Below are 13824 nucleotides of genomic sequence, written 5' to 3'. Positions count from 1 at the left end.
TATAACAATTTACCAATGTAGCAGTTTAGCAGTGTAACAATTATTGGTAAACTGGTGGATTGTTCCATCGCTACATTAAATTCTCCACTCTTCAGGAATATCGCAAACCGGAATCGGATTCATTTTATGCTGAGCGGCTTTATGCATTCTGTCGAAGATTTGGAAAACTTCCTTGTCTCTTCCTTCATAATCATCCGTAGTTTTTGTTCCGTATTCTTTCTGAATTTTCTCAAGCTCAGGATATGTTGCTCCAATCTGATCTTCATCTGTTCTTTCGGCATCCCAAAGCCCATCGGTAGGAATGGCTTCCTGAATGCTTTTAACTAAATCTAAAGCAGTTGCCAGTTTGTAGACTTCTGTTTTGTAAAGATCAGCAATAGGAGAGATATCTACACCACCATCACCATATTTTGTGTAAAAACCAATCCCGAAATCTTCTACTTTATTTCCCGTTCCGCAAACCAAAAGACCATTGATTTGTCCGTAATAATACAGCGTAAGCATTCTCAAACGAGATCTTGTGTTGGCAAAAGCCAGTTTTTCGTTTGGATAAAGATCATCGTGTACGTCAAACGTTTTGTAAAGCTCTTCAAATGCAGGAGTAAGGTTTACAGATATTGTTTCAACATTCGGGAATTTCGATTTCAAATCATTCATATGTTCCCAAGCTCTGTTTACCTGATCTTCTTTCTGGCGAATCGGCATTTCAATTAATAAGGTTTTTAAACCCGTCATTGCTGCCAAAGTAGAAACAACACCGGAATCTACACCACCTGAAACTCCGATTACATAACCATTTACTCTTGATTTTTCAGCATAATCTTTCAACCACGCTACGATATGATCTATTACTTTTTGTGTCTGCATTGTATGTTTAAATTTTTTATTCTATTCCAAATTCTTTAGGATATTTTACCATTCCTTTTATGTTTTTTAAGCCATTTTCTACTAATTCAACTGCCATGCCGTTTGCATCGGGAATTTCAAAAGGAAAAGTAATTCCAAAATCACTTGCTTTTCTATATTCAAATTTCGGATAATATTTCTCATGGCCAATCAAAACCACAGATTTAAAACCCAATTCCTGAGCAATAACATGTCCGAAAGCGATCAGATGCCCGCCAATTCCCTGATTTTGATATTCAGGTTTTACAGATACAGGTGCGAGTGCTAAAGATTCAAAAGATTCTGAACCGTTTTCTATTGTCACTTTTGAAAACAAAATATGTCCCACAAGCTCTTCTTCGCCCGTATCGTCATTCACAAAATCGGCAACAATAGATAATTCAGGAATGAAATCTTCTGATTTTCTCAGTTTTTCAACCAAAAAATGTTCCTGATGATCACTGTTTTCTACATTTCTAAAAGCTTCTTCAATTACCTGAAAAATCTTTTCATAATCTCTTTCCTCTTCGGGTCTTAATGATATCATTGTTTTGTTAAATATTTTTCCAAAGTTAATTCATACCAAAAGCAAATGCCGTCTGGTTCTTCAAATTCTCCGGTTTTTTCAAATCCTAATTTTGTTAAAATATGAAGAGATGCCTCATTTTCACAATGGGCATACGCATAAATAATATTGGCTTTTATCTGATGAAAACCATATTCTAACGATGCTTTTGCGGCTTCTGATGCATAGCCTTTTCCCCAAGTTTCTGGCAAAAAGCGATAACCTAATTCGTATACATTTTTATAACCGTTGGTTTCTTGTGTTAAAAGTTTTAACCCGCACCATCCGATTAATAAACCTGTAGATTTTTCAATTACAGCAAGCCTTCCTAATCCTGTTTCCGAATATTGTTTCTGAATGATTTTAATAACTTCTCGCGATTGATCTGGTTCGGTCAAAGGTTCAACGCCAATGTATTTCATTACATCAGAATTGGAGTCAAGCAAAAACATTCGCTCAACATCGTTTTCCTCTAATTTTCTTAGGATTAATCGTTCTGTTTCTAATCGCATGGTTGTTATTGTTCGGCTCCAAAAAGGGTAAAATCTGTTTTTGCCCCTTTTTTAATGTCGGTTTCTTTCATTTTATTTCCACCGATATTCAATGTTTGCAAATTTAGATTTTTAGAAATATCCAATTTCTGAATCTGATTGTGTTCTACGTTTAATTTTCTTAAATATTTCAACGAACTTACATCAATACTTTTAAGCTTATTCAACGAAATCGTTAATTGATCGATTCTCGGTGATGTTTTTAACGAAAAAGTTTCAATAGAATTGTTATCCAAATATAATGAAGCTAAACTTTTAAGGTTTTCTGCAGAAAAAGTTGAAATTTTACATCCCGTGCAGGAAAACAAATCAAGTCTTTGTAGGTTTTTTAAGTTGACATTGTGAATGGCATTATCATCCAAAACGATCATTTTAGCATTCGGAAAAAGTACCAGATCGTCTGTAGAAGTGATGTTTTTTTGAACTAAAAACAAATTAGTTACTTGATCGCCTTCAAATTTATCGATGGAGCCGTTCTTATTCAAATCAAAGTTTTCAACCACTGCTTTTTCAAGATTTTTATCCTTGAATTCTAGTGCCTGGGCGGGAACCATAGCAACTGCAGCGAAGATAGATAGTGCTGCAAATATTTTCTTATTCATCATGTCGATTGTTTTAATAATCCGTATTTTTGTGAATCAAAATTTTTGTAAAAATAATGAAGATTTTCAGAACTATTGCGCTTTCTCTCATTTTAGTTTTAGGATTGAGTTCTTGTAAGAAAGAATCTCAAAACCAATGGAATGTAGAAGTGAAAAATCCGGCGGAAAAAGTAGAGATTACAGATATTTCCAAAGAGTTTTATGATCAAAATGTACCTTTAGATCAGTTTAAATCAAAATTTCCTTGGTTTCAGGGAACGGTTTCTGATGCCGATTTCGGAAAAAGAAGAGCTGACGCACAGGAAGTAAAAGTGTATAAAGAAGCCATTGCCAAGATTGATGTACAAAAACTTCAGAAAGAGCTTCACGAATTATTTTCACATATTAAATATTATTTTCCGCAGTTCAAAAGCCCGAAAGTATTTTTATTTTCCTCAGCTTTACAAATGGTTCAGGATCCGATTTTTTATGAATCAAAAGAAAACTTACTGTTTATAGATGTGACGGGATTTATGGGTGAAAATAATGCCAATTACAAAGGGTTAGAAATGTATTTTCAGAAATCGATGAATCCGAATAATATTGTGCCGAAAGTTTCTCAAATTTTTGCTGAAGGTTTTGTAAAAGAATCGCCGGACCATCAGAAATTTATCGATCAAATGATGCTAAATGGTAAAATTATGATTCTTCAGGATGCTTTTTTACCGAGTTTCCCAGATTATCTTAAAATGAATTATACTCAAAAACAGTATGATTGGGCTGTTGCCAATGAAGCGAATATCTGGAATTATTTTGTTGAAAATAATCTGCTTTTCGGAGATGATCATAGATTAGAAGAACGTTTCCTTTCACCGGGACCGTTTTCAAAATTTTATACAGAGATAGATAACGAATCTTCGCCTCAGATTGGGATTTATACAGGATGGCAGATTTGTAAATCTTATTTGAAAGAGAAACCGGAAACAAAATTATTAGATTTCCTGAAAATGGATGCAACGGTGATTTTTAACCAATCGGGATATAAGCCGAAATTAGAAAAATAGAATTAAAAATTTAGAAATAAATAGAAAGTTATGAGAAAAACTCAGATTACGATAGATGTAGAATTAGATGAAAACCACATTCCGGAAACAATGACTTGGAATGCGCAGGATGGCGGAGTAGAAAAGGAGGAAACGAAAGCGGTCATGATTTCTGTTTGGGACGAAAAAGCAATGGAAGCTTTAAGAATCGATCTTTGGACGAAAGAAATGCCTGTTGACCAAATGAAAATGTTCATGCATCAGATTTTCGTTTCTCTTGGAAATACTTACCAGAGAGCTACAGGAGAGGAAGATGTGGCACAATGGATCGAGCAAATCGCTGAGGAATTCGCGATTAAATCTGCAATAAAAATGTAAATAAGCGATAAGCTGTAGGCAGTAAGCGGTAAGCTTTTTGCATACAGCTTTTCTTTTTAATAATATTTAAGCTTTAATGCAATAGAATAAAAGCCTACTGCATACAGCTTAAAGCCTAAAGCAAAAAAGTATGAATTTTAATACAAAAGTTATTCACGGAGGACAACACCACGAATCTGCAACAGGTTCTGTGAACGTTCCTGTATTTTTAACGTCTACATTCGCACAAAAATCTCCGGGGGTACATTCCGGTTACGAATATTCAAGAGCGGCAAATCCTACAAGACAGGCTTTGGAAGACTCTTTGGCAAGCATCGAAAACGGAGCGAGAGGTCTGGCTTTCGGTTCTGGTTTGGCTGCTATCGACTGTGTTTTAAAATTATTAAATCCTGGTGATGAGGTAGTTGCAGTTGATGATCTATACGGTGGAACATACAGAATGTTCACGAGATTATTCGAAAAATATCAGTTGAAATTTACGTTCGTGAATTTTGATGATGCTTCAAAAATCGCTGATGTTATCACAGATAAGACTAAATTAATCTGGGTTGAAACTCCAACAAACCCGTTAATGAAATTGGTTGATATTAAAGCGGTTGTAGAAATTGCAAAAGGAAAAGATATTTTGGTTGCAGTTGATAATACTTTCGCAACGCCATATCTTCAAAGACCAATTGATTTAGGAGCGGATATAGTAATGCACTCTGCAACAAAATATTTGGGAGGTCACTCTGATGTTATTGCGGGAGCTTTGATCGCTAAAGATGCTGAATTGGGAGAAAAACTTCACTTTATTCAATTTGCAAGTGGTGGAATTTTAGGACCTCACGATTCTTATTTGGTGTTGAGAGGAATTAAAACATTGGCGTTAAGAGTTCAGAGACATTCAGAAAACGGGATGGCTGTTGCAAAATATCTTGAGTCTCATCCGGCAGTTGATCAGGTAATTTATCCTGGATTGGAATCTCATCCGCAATTTGAATTGGCAAAAGCTCAGATGAAAGATTTCGGAGGAATGGTTTCTTTCACTTTCAAGTCTGGTAAAAAAGAAGATGCGATCAAGTTTTTAGAAAAAGTAAAAGTTTTCACTTTGGCAGAATCTTTGGGTGGAGTAGAATCTTTGGCAAATCATCCGGCTTTAATGACTCACGCTTCCATTCCTGCTGAAAAACGTGCTGAACTTGGGATTACCGATGATTTGGTTCGTCTAAGCGTAGGAATCGAAGATGCGGAAGATCTTCTCGCAGATTTGGAAAGAGCTTTTTCTTAAATAAAAGAAATTTGTAACGCTTTGTCATTCTGAACAGAACAAAGTGGAGTGAAGAATCTATTTAAATTTTTTTGAAGCTATTTCCCGCTTTCCACTATATCTTTTGTTACGCTTCGCTGCACAAAAGGATGCCGTTGCAATCGGGGCTAGAGTTGTAGTCAATTCTTTAAACGCCGGAAAAATACGATCAAAGTTTGTCATCCTGAAAGGATCCAAGCATAGTATTAGAAAATAGTTTGGAAAGATTCGAGCTTAGATTCCTACGGAAAGACAAACTTTGAAAATAGAATTTTAATTAGTTTATCAAAAAAGATTCTTCCTAACGTCAGAATGACAGAATGTTGAACAATATTCAAAATAAACCATAATGAGAAAGATTCAGATTTTATTGTTATTAATTTTAAGTCAAATTGCATATTCTCAGGTAAAAAATACCGACGAATTATACAAAAAGGCAAAGAAATTAGACAGTTTAATATTCGATATCGGATTTAATACATGTGATCTTTCTCATTATGATTCTATCATTAGCGACGACCTTGAATTTTACCACGACAAAGGCGGAATTACTTCCGGAAAAGCAGCTTTCACCGCTTCCATTAAAAATAATATTTGCGGCGGGCCCAACAAAGTAAAACGTGAGTTGGTTCCCAGCAGTATGAAAATTTATCCTTTGTACAATAATAATGTTTTGTATGCCTTTATTCAGGAAGGTGAACATGAATTTGCAGAGCTTTCTAATGGAAAATGGATTAAAGGAAGCTTGGCAAAATTTACCATTCTCTGGATTTTAGATGGAAAAAGCTGGAAAATGAAACGTGTGCTGAGTTACGATCATCATTTATAATTTACTTTGTTAAAGTTTTGTTTTCAACGATTGAGCTTTGACAAAATTTTAAAATTAATTATGACAAGAAAAGTCGAAATTAAAGATATAGATCAATTAGCTGAACTATTCGATCAATACAGAATTTTTTATCATAAAGATTCAGATATATCTGCTGCCAAAAAGTTTTTAACGGAAAGAATAGAAAACAAAGATTCTGAAATTTTTGTCGCTGAAAGTGAAGGGGAGTTGGTGGGTTTTGTTCAATTATATCCATTATTTTCATCAACAAGAATGAAACGTTATTGGTTGCTGAATGATTTATATGTCAACGGAAATCACCGTGGAAAAGGTTTTTCAAAAAAATTGATTGAAGATTCAAAAGAATTGGCAAAATTTACCGATGCAGCCGGAATTCTCCTTGAAACCGGAAAATCTAACGATATCGGAAATCAATTATATCCATCTTGCGGATTCGAAATTTACGATGAAGTGAATTTCTATGAATGGACGAATAAATAAATTAATGTAACAATGTATCGATTTAACAGTTTACCAATATTGTTACATTGTTAGACTGCTAAATTGTTAAATTTATAAAAAACGATGTCTGATTTTAAAAAATACGTTCAGAGATATTTAGATCATATTCCATCCGAAAATTGGTTGGAAGAATTGAAGAAATCGGGTGAAAAAACCGTTGAAATGTATTCAAAACTTACAGAAGAACAATCACTTTTTGCTTATGCAGAAGGAAAATGGACTTTGAAAGAATTGCTTTTGCATTTATCAGATACAGAAAGGATTTTTCAATACAGAATTTTAGCTTTCGCAAGAGGTGATCAAAATGAATTACCCGGTTTTGATGAAGAATTATATGCAGATCAATCTTTTGCCAATGAAAGAAGTTTAGATTCTTTGTTGGAGGAATATCAATTGGTGAGAAAGTCTTCTCAGATTTTACTGGAAACTTTGAATCCTTCTGTTTTAAATAACATCGGAATCGCAAATGGAAATCAAATTTCTGTGAAAACTATCGGAAAATTGATTGTTGGGCATAATATACATCATTTGAATATTATTAAGGAAAGGTATTTGGTGAAGTTGTAAATAATAAGCTTAATTGTATCAATAGGAATGGGCTTTAGCCCATTTTCAATTTTAACACAATTCAATTGGCTTTAGCCAAAACTTAAAAAAAGAATTTATATTTTTGGCAAAACAACACAAATGCCATTTATTAAAATTTATATTCATGTCGTTTTCTCGACAAGAAATAGAATACCATATTTCAACACTTCAGAATTAAAAATAAAAATATGGAAACATATCAAAGAAAATGCTTCTGAAAAAGGAATTTTTCTTGATATGATCAATGGTTATTCAGATCATTGCCATTGTTTAATTTCTCTTGGTTCAAATCAAAATATTGAAAAAGTTGTTCAATTATTGAAAGGTGAATCTTCTCATTGGATCAATAAAAACCAATTAACAAAAGAAAAATTTGCTTGGCAGGATGAATATTTTGCCGTTTCCGTTTCAGAATCTATGGTTGAATCTGTTAGAAATTATATTAAAAATCAGGAAAATCATCATAAGAAGAAATCATTTACGGAAGAATATCAGGAGTTTATTGATAAATATAATTTTAAATAGGTTTTGGCTAAAGCCAAATGAATGCTTAATTTTGAAGACGGGCTAAAGCCCGCCCCTATTGAATATGGAAAACATCATCAACATACTAAAATCCGGCGGAACAATTTTATATCCAACAGACACAATCTGGGGAATTGGTTGCGACGCAACAAATATAGAAGCCGTCAACAAAATATTTGACATCAAGAAGCGTGAAAAAAATAAATCCATGATTATTTTGGTGGAATCTGAAAAAAGATTGCAGGATTTGGTTGACGTTCCGGAAATGGCTTGGGAAATCATTGATTTAAGTGAAAAACCAGTAACAATCGTTTACGAAAACCCAAGAGGTTTGCCTAAAGAATTATTGGCAGAAGACGGAAGTATAGGAATTCGTTTGGTGAAAAATGATTTTTGTAAAAAATTAATCACAAAATTAAATAAGCCGTTGGTTTCAACTTCAGCGAATTTCAGTGGAGAAAAAAGTCCGTTGAAATTCTCGGATATTTCTCCTGAAATGATCGATTTAGTGGATTATGCCGTGGAAGAAAATAGAGACGTTGTTTCAAAATATTCAGGTTCTTCGGTGATCAAAATCTGGAGCGATAACAGAATAAAAGTTCTTCGCGAATAAAAGAAAAGATTTTAATTATCTTTGCAAAACCATTTAACCATTAAGAAGTCGGAAATTTAGCTTTTAACCTAAAATCGGATTTCTTAGTGGTTTTACATTAGATATAAGTTAACAATTATAAAGCATATCGTTGTAAGTCTAATATCTAGCATCTAATATCTAACATCTATTAAAAAATGTTCATCAATTTAAATCAAAATAAAAATCTAAAACTTTTCAAAATAATTTCTGAGGTTGCAGCCGGAAACAATCAGTCTGTGTATGTTGTTGGCGGCTATGTTCGGGATTTACTGATGAAAAGAAAAGCTTCAACGGATATTGATTTTGTGACTGAACAAAGCGGAATTGAATTGGCGCAAAACGTAGGAAAGGAAATCGATCCGAAAATGAAGGTTTCTGTCTTCAAAACCTACGGAACGGCGATGATTAAATATAAAGATCTTGAATTGGAATTTGTTGGTGCAAGAAAGGAAAGTTATTCCGAAGACAGCCGAAAACCTGAAGTTGAAGGAGGAACTATTGAGGACGATCAAAAAAGAAGAGATTTTACGGTAAATGCGATGGCGATTTCTTTAAACAAAGATAATTTTGGTGAATTAATTGATCCTTTCAACGGAATTGATGATTTGGAAAAAGGGATTTTGAGAACGCCTTTGGAACCTGCTCAAACCTATTCCGATGATCCTTTGAGAATGATGAGAGCGATTCGTTTTGCTTCGACTTTGCAGTTTCAGATTGAAGAAAATTCTTTGGAAGCAATTAAGCAGGAATCGGAAAGAATCAAGATTGTTTCGATGGAAAGAATTATGGTTGAATTCAATAAAATCATGCTTTCCAAAAAGCCTTCAATTGGTTTAAAATTAATGGAACAGACAGGTTTAATGAAATTAATTATTCCTGAATTAATCGATCTGAAAGGAGTAGAAGAAGTCGAAGGACAAACCCATAAAGACAATTTCTACCACACGTTGGAAGTGGTTGATAATATTTCTGAGAATACAGATAATTTATGGCTTCGTTGGTCGGCATTGCTTCACGATATCGGAAAAGCTCCGACAAAAAAATTCGTTGAGGGAACGGGGTGGACTTTCCATGGGCATGAGTTTTTAGGCTCAAAAATGGTGAAAACTTTGTTCCAACGACTGAAATTACCTTTAGGCTCGGACATGAAATATGTTCAGAAAATGGTGAAATTATCATCACGTCCGATCGCTTTAATTACCGATGATGCTTCGGATTCTGCGTTGAGAAGATTATTATTTGATGCAGGTGAAGATCTGGAAGCTTTATTCACGCTTTGCAAAGCCGATATTACAACAAAAAATTCTAAAAAGCAGGAAAAGTTCAAGAAGAATTTTGAATATGTTGCGGTAAAGATTAAAGAAGTGGAAGAAAAAGATCAGGTTAGAAATTTCCAGCCGCCAATTTCCGGTGAAGAAATTATGACTATGTTCAATCTTAAACCTGGACGAGAAATTGGTATTTTAAAAGAAAAAGTAAAGGAAGCCATTCTTGAAGGAGAAATTGGAAATGATAGTGAAGAAGCTCGAAATTTTGTGATTGCTGAAGCTGAAAAACTTGGACTAACACTTGTTTAAAATGTTTTTTGGAACATTTGATTATATCATTTTAGCATTAATTTTCATCTTCAATTTCGGAGTTTGGAAATATAAAATAATTAAAAAACGCAATTGGATTTTATATTTGGTTGCGTTTTTATTTTTTGGATTTATAATTCCTAATTTTTCCATGGATTTTGAAATTCAAAAAGCCATAAAAGGTCAACCGTATGTTGATAATTTTACCTTGCTTTATACCTTTTTTAGGTTTCCGATTTGGTGGTTGATAGGAGCTTTAGAGATTATATTTTTGAGATATTATATTAAGAAATAAAAACAGGCTCGGCGGTTTCGAAGAAACCGCCGAGCCTGTTTTTATATGAAAATATGGTTAGTTCTTATAAAAACCATTCGTAGCAATACCCGTTGCGAAAGTTTTTAATAAAGTACCAGAAGTAGCATCATATACATTTACTTTGCTGTCTCCTGAATAATTAGCATCCGAAACATAAATTCTTCCGTCTATAACATTAAAGCCATACAGGTTTCCTGTAGACGTAGCTAATGGAGCCGTCGGAACCGTGGTAGATCCAAAGTTCATCGTATAGATTTTGTTACCTGATGTGGTAAAGTAGATTTTATTGTCAGTAATTCTTAATTTTTGAGCTTGAGGAATGGCTGTAAGCGTAGTCGTTTGATAAGTTCCCGCAGAAGTATTCAACTCATAAATATAAGAATTGGTGTTGTCTGAAGCCAGTACATATGGTTTTCCATTGTAAGAAATCAAATCGCGGATAATTCCATTAGAGGGAAGAGTGATCACTTTATCAATGTTATTTGAAGAAGAAATAACTGTAATTGTGTAACCAGTTGGTAATTCTCCATAAGGAGCGGTAGTCTCGTAGGTAACACCATCAGTCTGAACAATAATATTTCCGCCCGCTTCTACAATTTTTTCTGCAGAACGAGGAAAGTCGATGCTTTTAACAAAAGAGTTATCAGCGGTATTGTACACATTCATTTTCATCACATCGTAGAAGTTATTGTTAGTAACGTAGTATTGATTTCCTGAAAATGCAATATATCTTGGATTGTCAAGATTACTGGTTACAGTAGTTTGTTTTTTAAACGTATATCTGTTAACAATATCAATTTTATTCGGAACGTTTGAAACTAAGTATGCTTTATCTCCACTGAAATCGATGCTTTGCAACACATTACCTAAGTTTTCATTACTGTTATTGGTAGAATAAATTTTAGTATAAACTTTTCCAAGATCATTACTTACAAATGATACATTAGAAGTAGGTGTGCTGAACCCTCCTTCATCACTTATAAGAATTCCGTTTTCGTATGTTACGGGGGCAATTTCGTCACTATCACTGCTACACGCAACGTTGAAAACCAATGCCGAAGCAAATACAAAAGGTAAAATTTTTCTGATGTTCATATCTTCTATTTTAAAAATTAATATTTAGAGTTACGCTGTAGTTTCTTTTAGGTAAAGGATAAGACAGCATCGTATAGTAAACCTGATCAAAAATATTATTGACTTTAAAGCCTATCGTATAGTTTTTAAGAAAGGTTCCGGAAACTCCAGCATTCATTACAAAATATGGATCCAAAGAAGCCTCTTTTTTAGCATCACTCGAGGTGTAGGTTAATCCGTTAAATAATCCCTGAACATACAATCTAAGGAAATCATATTTATAATCAATATTTCCAAAAAATTTATGAAGAGGAACATACATCAGCTGTTTATCTTTTTCCAGATCAATAGATTTGGTGTAAGAATAGCCTAAACTGGACTGAAAATTATGTCTCCCTATTTTTTTTGAATATTCCAATAGGGCTTCAAGTCCATACGATCTTACATTCGAAATATTGGTCGCAGAATAATAAGGAGTTCCGTTCTGCTGCCAGACGATCATATCATAAACTCTTATATAATATGGCGTTAAAGACAATTTTACATCGGCTATTTTAAATTGATTTCCCCATTCTGCCTGATAAGAAGTCTCTGGCTTCAGGTTTAGATTTCCTCCCGGCTGCCAATAAAGATCATTAAATGAAGGGTACCGGAAATTTCTAGAAAAATCTAAATTTACATGGTACCACGACGCAGCATTCCATTTTCCTGAAAAAGAAAAAAGGAGGGGTGAACTGATATCTTCCACAAAATCTTTTTTAATTCCAGATTCAAATCTCAGGTCTTTTGTGGTGAAATAACGAATCAAAGCAGCAAAAGAGCCTACATTTCTGCTCACATCTCCAAGTTGAGATTGTTTAAGACCTTCGGCTTTGTTTAATTGAAATTCAGAGATAAGATTAAAATTCCATTTGGGAGTGATGAAATAGTTAAAATCATTTTTTACAATATAATTTTTACCGCTTCCTCCGCTGAAATAAGATTTATTAATATCAGAAAAATATTGAAAATTTTCCTCAGTATACGCTGCTTTGAAGGAATTCGAAAACTTTGATTGAGTCCAGTCCCAGGAAATTAAACTTCGTATATTCTGAGTTTCATATTTCGTTTTAGTTTGGCTTTCAAAAAAGACAGGATAATTCTGATTTCCGTTAAAAAACTCCGAAATCCACGAAATCTGATGATGCGGAGCTACTTTATAAGCTGCCGAAAAATTGAAGTTGGTATTATTGTATTCCCCATTTCTGTTGATATAATTCTGTGATTCTTCAACCTCATAATCATTTTCGCTTACCGAATAGTTTCCCGAAACTTTAAAACTGAATTTATCATTGCTATAAGAACCTTTCAAAAGATTATTAAAGGTTCCGAAAGATGCCGCCTCAGAAAAAAGAGAAGCGTGAAAACCTTTGTTAAAATCCAACGTATTATTAAGGTGAATGCTTCCGCCAATGGCCCCGCTTCCATAGATTACACTTCCGCCGCCGGCTTTCACATCAAGCTGATCAAAACCACCGAAAGAAATATTATTAACATCTGCCTGACCTAAAAAATTGGAATTAATATTGATTCCGTTCCATACAAAAGCAGTCTGTTGAGCAGTAGTTCCTCGAAAAGACGGCGACGAAACAGCACCCCGACCGTTTTCCTTAATGTAAACAGGCGTTTGAAAACGTAAAAGTTCTGAAAGATTGGTAGAATTTTTCTCAATATCTTGTGGTGTAATGGTTTGTACTTTATGAAAAAGTTTTACCTTGTTCATTTGATTGTCAAAAACATACACCGTGTCTATCACCTTTTCCTGACCAAACAGAAAACAGCCATAAGACGAAAAAAGCAGGACTAAAGATCTTTTTATATTCATACCTTTTCACTTTTCCACCGAAAGCAATTATTTTAGTTAGATTTTGGCAGGTCTCCTGACTTTCGCTTTTCCACACCTTCCCGTTTGCACAGTGGTTTTCCGTAGAAATTTTGATTGCGATTTACAGTTGCGGGGACAGCTCAGGATTTTCACCCGATTCCCTTTTCATTCCAAATAATTGGAAACCAAAATTTTTGCAAATGTAAGTTTATTAAATTATAAAAGCAAAATCAGAAAAAAAAGGATTTTACCTTGAAAATTTGATGCTGAATATTCTTTTTTTAAGCTTTTCCAGCTTTTCACTATATCTTTTGGGTACGGCCTCCGCTTCGCTGCGGCCGCACCCAAAAGGATGCCGTTTCAATGGTAAGTTTGCCTTGCGAAAAATAAAGGAGTATTTTAGTTAAAAAAATTAACTTAAGATAAAAAGCAGCAGGATAAAGACAGAAGCTCAATTGATACTTAAGATATCGACCGCGATTTTATTCCCCTGCTGCTGTTTTCTTCCAAATCCGGATAGAACGTTGTTTGGTCATCACTTTTACCATGGTGGATCAGAAGAAAACCTCTTAATAAAAAGAATTTTATATGTCAAAAATATCAA

General features: G+C 34.0%; 15 protein-coding genes and 1 riboswitch. Of the genes, 9 read left to right on the top strand and 6 right to left on the bottom strand.

Translation table 11 applies throughout. From position 1 onward, the window contains the following. Positions 1-75 precede the first annotated feature (75 nt). From nadE to ABEG63_RS18635, 4 genes are read right to left on the bottom strand one after another with little or no spacing between them, the layout of a single operon-like run. Complete coding sequence (nadE, locus tag ABEG63_RS18650; RefSeq protein WP_346586828.1) at positions 76-867, bottom strand: NAD(+) synthase; 792 nt, start codon at positions 865-867, stop codon at positions 76-78. Between the two features lie 16 nt (positions 868-883). Next, on the bottom strand, positions 884-1432 hold the full coding sequence (locus ABEG63_RS18645) for an N-acetyltransferase (protein ID WP_346586826.1): 549 nt from the start codon (positions 1430-1432) through the stop codon (positions 884-886). Then, the gene (locus ABEG63_RS18640; protein WP_346586824.1) at positions 1429-1962 is read right to left on the bottom strand and encodes a GNAT family N-acetyltransferase; all 534 of its coding nucleotides are present in this window, start codon (positions 1960-1962) and stop codon (positions 1429-1431) included. The genes ABEG63_RS18645 and ABEG63_RS18640 overlap by 4 nt, the downstream gene beginning before the upstream one ends. 5 nt (positions 1963-1967) lie before the next feature. Beyond that, positions 1968-2606 carry a leucine-rich repeat domain-containing protein gene (locus ABEG63_RS18635; RefSeq protein WP_346586823.1) on the bottom strand — a complete coding sequence of 213 codons (639 nt, stop codon included), beginning with the start codon at positions 2604-2606 and terminating at the stop codon, positions 1968-1970. Positions 2607-2659: 53 nt separating this feature from the next. Here ABEG63_RS18635 and ABEG63_RS18630 point away from each other — a divergent pair, with 53 nt between their 5' ends. The 9 genes from ABEG63_RS18630 to ABEG63_RS18590 all read left to right on the top strand — a co-directional run bounded on the left by ABEG63_RS18630 (position 2660) and on the right by ABEG63_RS18590 (position 9966). Beyond that, positions 2660-3646 (top strand): gliding motility protein GldB, encoded by a 987-nt coding sequence (locus ABEG63_RS18630; protein WP_346586822.1) that lies wholly within the window; start codon positions 2660-2662, stop codon positions 3644-3646. Positions 3647-3676: 30 nt separating this feature from the next. Continuing rightward, a complete protein-coding gene (gene gldC, locus ABEG63_RS18625) occupies positions 3677-4003 on the top strand; it encodes a gliding motility protein GldC (protein ID WP_267401534.1) in 327 nt (108 codons plus the stop codon). A 130-nt stretch (positions 4004-4133) separates the two neighbouring features. Beyond that, positions 4134-5273: a cystathionine gamma-synthase gene (locus tag ABEG63_RS18620; protein WP_346586820.1), complete on the top strand. Its 1140-nt coding sequence runs from the start codon at positions 4134-4136 to the stop codon at positions 5271-5273. 367 nt (positions 5274-5640) lie between these two features. Next, positions 5641-6120, top strand: a complete 480-nt coding sequence (locus ABEG63_RS18615) for a nuclear transport factor 2 family protein (RefSeq protein ID WP_346586818.1) — start codon at positions 5641-5643, stop codon at positions 6118-6120. Positions 6121-6180: 60 nt separating this feature from the next. Continuing rightward, the gene (locus tag ABEG63_RS18610) at positions 6181-6621 is read left to right on the top strand and encodes a GNAT family N-acetyltransferase (protein ID WP_346586817.1); all 441 of its coding nucleotides are present in this window, start codon (positions 6181-6183) and stop codon (positions 6619-6621) included. An 84-nt stretch (positions 6622-6705) separates the two neighbouring features. Further along, a complete protein-coding gene (locus ABEG63_RS18605) occupies positions 6706-7209 on the top strand; it encodes a DinB family protein (RefSeq protein ID WP_346586815.1) in 504 nt (167 codons plus the stop codon). A gap of 120 nt (positions 7210-7329) precedes the next feature. After that, a complete protein-coding gene (gene tnpA / locus ABEG63_RS18600; protein ID WP_346586813.1) occupies positions 7330-7755 on the top strand; it encodes an IS200/IS605 family transposase in 426 nt (141 codons plus the stop codon). Positions 7756-7819: 64 nt separating this feature from the next. Continuing rightward, positions 7820-8368, top strand: a complete 549-nt coding sequence (locus ABEG63_RS18595) for an L-threonylcarbamoyladenylate synthase (protein WP_346586811.1) — start codon at positions 7820-7822, stop codon at positions 8366-8368. Between the two features lie 176 nt (positions 8369-8544). Then, positions 8545-9966: an HD domain-containing protein gene (locus ABEG63_RS18590; protein WP_346586809.1), complete on the top strand. Its 1422-nt coding sequence runs from the start codon at positions 8545-8547 to the stop codon at positions 9964-9966. A 352-nt stretch (positions 9967-10318) separates the two neighbouring features. Here ABEG63_RS18590 and ABEG63_RS18585 read toward each other — a convergent pair whose 3' ends face one another. Continuing rightward, complete coding sequence (locus tag ABEG63_RS18585) at positions 10319-11377, bottom strand: hypothetical protein (RefSeq protein WP_346586808.1); 1059 nt, start codon at positions 11375-11377, stop codon at positions 10319-10321. Between the two features lie 10 nt (positions 11378-11387). Further along, on the bottom strand, positions 11388-13220 hold the full coding sequence (locus tag ABEG63_RS18580) for a TonB-dependent receptor (protein WP_346586807.1): 1833 nt from the start codon (positions 13218-13220) through the stop codon (positions 11388-11390). Positions 13221-13247: 27 nt separating this feature from the next. After that, a riboswitch (cobalamin riboswitch) is annotated at positions 13248-13425 on the bottom strand. Between the last annotated feature and the right edge of the window lie 399 nt (positions 13426-13824).

Origin of the sequence: Chryseobacterium sp. C39-AII1, assembly GCF_039672645.1 — a bacterium.
Lineage (GTDB): Bacteria > Bacteroidota > Bacteroidia > Flavobacteriales > Weeksellaceae > Chryseobacterium.
Note: the sequence above shows the minus strand (reverse complement) of the source record. Positions and strands in the feature narration are given on the sequence as shown.

Excerpts from the sequence above, each read along its gene's own strand:
- ABEG63_RS18620 (WP_346586820.1), top strand. The coding sequence starts at position 4,134 with ATGAATTTTAATACAAAAGTTATTCACGGAGGACAACACCACGAATCT.
- ABEG63_RS18640 (WP_346586824.1), bottom strand. The coding sequence starts at position 1,962 with ATGCGATTAGAAACAGAACGATTAATCCTAAGAAAATTAGAGGAAAAC.
- ABEG63_RS18610 (WP_346586817.1), top strand. The coding sequence starts at position 6,181 with ATGACAAGAAAAGTCGAAATTAAAGATATAGATCAATTAGCTGAACTA.
- ABEG63_RS18585 (WP_346586808.1), bottom strand. The coding sequence starts at position 11,377 with ATGAACATCAGAAAAATTTTACCTTTTGTATTTGCTTCGGCATTGGTT.
- gldC (WP_267401534.1), top strand. The coding sequence starts at position 3,677 with ATGAGAAAAACTCAGATTACGATAGATGTAGAATTAGATGAAAACCAC.
- ABEG63_RS18615 (WP_346586818.1), top strand. The coding sequence starts at position 5,641 with ATGAGAAAGATTCAGATTTTATTGTTATTAATTTTAAGTCAAATTGCA.
- ABEG63_RS18595 (WP_346586811.1), top strand. The coding sequence starts at position 7,820 with ATGGAAAACATCATCAACATACTAAAATCCGGCGGAACAATTTTATAT.
- ABEG63_RS18635 (WP_346586823.1), bottom strand. The coding sequence starts at position 2,606 with ATGATGAATAAGAAAATATTTGCAGCACTATCTATCTTCGCTGCAGTT.
- ABEG63_RS18590 (WP_346586809.1), top strand. The coding sequence starts at position 8,545 with ATGTTCATCAATTTAAATCAAAATAAAAATCTAAAACTTTTCAAAATA.
- tnpA (WP_346586813.1), top strand. The coding sequence starts at position 7,330 with ATGCCATTTATTAAAATTTATATTCATGTCGTTTTCTCGACAAGAAAT.
- nadE (WP_346586828.1), bottom strand. The coding sequence starts at position 867 with ATGCAGACACAAAAAGTAATAGATCATATCGTAGCGTGGTTGAAAGAT.
- ABEG63_RS18630 (WP_346586822.1), top strand. The coding sequence starts at position 2,660 with ATGAAGATTTTCAGAACTATTGCGCTTTCTCTCATTTTAGTTTTAGGA.
- ABEG63_RS18645 (WP_346586826.1), bottom strand. The coding sequence starts at position 1,432 with ATGATATCATTAAGACCCGAAGAGGAAAGAGATTATGAAAAGATTTTT.
- ABEG63_RS18605 (WP_346586815.1), top strand. The coding sequence starts at position 6,706 with ATGTCTGATTTTAAAAAATACGTTCAGAGATATTTAGATCATATTCCA.
- ABEG63_RS18580 (WP_346586807.1), bottom strand. The coding sequence starts at position 13,220 with ATGAATATAAAAAGATCTTTAGTCCTGCTTTTTTCGTCTTATGGCTGT.